This is a genomic window from Actinotalea ferrariae, assembly GCF_019733465.1.
Lineage (GTDB): Bacteria > Actinomycetota > Actinomycetes > Actinomycetales > Cellulomonadaceae > Actinotalea > Actinotalea ferrariae_A.
The window spans coordinates 1-2,540 of record NZ_JACVQL010000159.1 but is presented as its reverse complement, the minus strand read 5'-3'; the positions used below and the strand labels follow the sequence as shown (position 1 = coordinate 2,540).

The 2,540-nt window shown below is 75.2% G+C and carries 3 protein-coding genes; 2 read left to right on the top strand and 1 reads right to left on the bottom strand.

What is annotated here, in order from left to right:
• Window positions 1–197: 197 nt before the first annotated feature.
• Window positions 198–1,229: an iron-containing redox enzyme family protein gene (locus ICW40_RS12855; RefSeq protein WP_221654417.1), complete on the bottom strand. Its 1,032-nt coding sequence runs from the start codon at window positions 1,227–1,229 to the stop codon at window positions 198–200.
• A 204-nt stretch (window positions 1,230–1,433) separates the two neighbouring features.
• Between ICW40_RS12855 and ICW40_RS21585 the strand changes: the two genes are divergently transcribed.
• On the top strand, window positions 1,434–1,754 hold the full coding sequence (locus ICW40_RS21585) for a CDGSH iron-sulfur domain-containing protein (protein ID WP_221654416.1): 321 nt from the start codon (window positions 1,434–1,436) through the stop codon (window positions 1,752–1,754).
• Between the two features lie 31 nt (window positions 1,755–1,785).
• Window positions 1,786–2,286 carry an NUDIX hydrolase gene (locus ICW40_RS12845; protein ID WP_308121786.1) on the top strand — a complete coding sequence of 167 codons (501 nt, stop codon included), beginning with the start codon at window positions 1,786–1,788 and terminating at the stop codon, window positions 2,284–2,286.
• The last annotated feature ends 254 nt before the right edge of the window (window positions 2,287–2,540 follow it).

Here is a 2,540-nt window from a genome sequence, read left to right as displayed (position 1 = left end):
GTCGTGCACCGGGCAGGGCGCGCGCGGCTGGCTGGCCGACGCCGACGCGCTCGGCGCGGCCCGCGCCCGGCTGCTGCGCTGACCCACGCCGCCGCCGCCCCGGCCATCACACGCGGCCGGGGCTGATCGTGGAGCGCGGGTCACGGCAGGCGGTGCGGAGTCTCCACGATCACCGGGCCGACGGCGGGCTCGGCCCGTCAGGCCGCGAGGCTGACCGGCCGGCGCAGCGCCGTGCGACCCGCCTGCCACGCCTCGAGCATCTGGGCGCCCGCGAGGCCGTCGACCGCGAGGTAGGCCGCGGCGCCCCACAGCACGTCGTCGCGCACCTCGGGCTCGGACTCGGCGAGCGCGCCCGCGAGGTCGCGTCCCGCGATCTGCTCGTGGACGGCGTCGGCCTCCACGTGCTCGTCGAAGTACAGCGTGACGTCCTCGCCGTAGCCGAGGCGGCGGAAGCCGTTGGCGTACTTGCGGCACGGGATCGACGACGTCATCTCGAAGGCGGCGAGGTGCCCGGTGATCGCGCCGCGCAGGCGCCGGTGGAGGCCGAACAGGCTCATCATGTTGACGGACGCCAGCGTGGGCGCGGGGACGAGGTCGAGGTAGGCGCCGTCGGTGTCGTCGAGACCCATCGCGCGCAGCGTCCGTGCGAACAGCTCGGAGTGGATGTGCCCGGGCCGGCCACCGCCGTACTCGTCGGTCTGGATCTCGATGAGCGCGGACTTCGCGCGGCCGCTGAGCCGGGGCAGCGCCCAGCTGTGCGGGTCCGCCTCCTTGAGGTGGTAGATCGAGCGGTGCACGAGGAACTCGCGCAGCTGGGTGTCGGTCGCCTTCTTCGCGATGTACGACGAGACGCTGGGCCCGTCGTCCGCCGCGGTCAGCGCGAACAGCGCCTCGGCGACCTCGTGGGCCGAGCGCGCGTCCGTTCGCGGCACGGGGACGAGCGCGCGGATCGCCGCCTCGAAGGGCGCCTCGAGCGTGGCCCGCACGCGCAGCAGGTCCGGGTGCCACTCCCAGTCGTCGTGCACGCCGTCGACGCCGCGGTAGGCGAGCTCGTAGAGCACCACGAGGGAGAGCTGGACGTCCTCGTCGGCGAGGACGTCGTCGGTGTCGCGCACGGCGCGCTCGGCGGCGCCCTGCAGCGCGGTCAGGGACGGCGCGGACGCGGGGTCGGTCGTCAGCGTCTCCAGCAGGGCGGTGCTCAGCGGGCCTCGGGCGGCGGGTCGTCGCATGCGTGCTCTCCTCGTCGGGTGCGTCGACGTCGGGCAGGTCACGGCGCGACGACGCCGGGCGCCGCCTGAGGCGCCCGGCCGCCAGGCTCGCACCGGTCGCCGCCCCCCGCATCCGGAGCATGATCGTCGCCGTTCAGGGCGCGGGGCGCGGTGCGGGCGCCCGCTCGCCGCGCGACGCGGTCCGGCGCGCGGTTGACTCCTGGGATGACCATCAGCGAGATCCGCTCAGGCCGCCGTCGCGAGCCGGACGACACCACGGACGCCTGCTGCCCGCCCGACGACGCCGCTGTGCCCGGCGCATCCGGCGCGCCCGGCGAGAAGGCCGGCTGGGCGAGCATCACCGCGTGCCCCAACGGCCCCCTGCTCGTGCGCGGCGACGTCGAGATCATGCTTGCGAGCGGCCAGCCGGCCCCGCGCCGCCGTCGGACCGTGGCGCTGTGCCGCTGCGGCGCGTCGGGCATCAAGCCCTACTGCGACGGCAGCCACAAGGTCATCGGCTTCACCACGGACGACGAACCGGTCTGACGCAGCCGCGCCGCCCCGTACCGTGGCCGCCGTGAGCAGTGCAGCGATGACGCCCGGACGGACCCTGCTCGTCGCGGCGTCGTACGTCGTGCTCCGGCGTCAGGACGAGGTGCTGCTCCAGCGCCGCCGTGGGACCGGGTACATGGACGGCCTGTGGGGGCTGCTCGCCGGGCACGTCGACGCCGGCGAGTCGGTCGTCGACGCTGCCGTCCGCGAGGCGCACGAGGAGGGCGCCGTCGGGATCGAGCCGTCCGATCTGGTGCCCCTCACGACCCTGCACCGGTTCGAGCCGGGCGGACCCGCCGTCGAGCAGCGGTGCGACGTCTTCTTCGAGACCCGCCGGTGGGCCGGCGAGCCGCGGATCGCCGAGCCGACCAACGCCGCCGAGATGGCGTGGTTCCCGCTCGACGACCTGCCCGACGACGTCGTCCCGCACGAGCGCCTCGTGCTCGACCACCTGCGCACCGGGGGGCGACCGCCCGCCGTCCTCGTCGTCCGCTCGAACGGCCCGGACCGCTACCCGCGCCCCTGACCTGCACTTCCGACGCTCCCGCGCGAATAGGGCGGCAGCGTCGCGTGCCAGACGCCCCTCGCGACAGACGACAGGCAGCGGCAGGGCTCGGCGGGCGGCGGCGGGCGGCATCTGACGCTCGACGAAGACTTGGTAGCGCCTGGCGTGACGAAGTCTTCAACACAGCGACGAGCGCGCACGGACGGGCAGCGGTACCGCGCGCTGCGCCGCGCAGGCTGGACGAGGAAGGGTTGCGCACGCATGGCGTGCGCAAC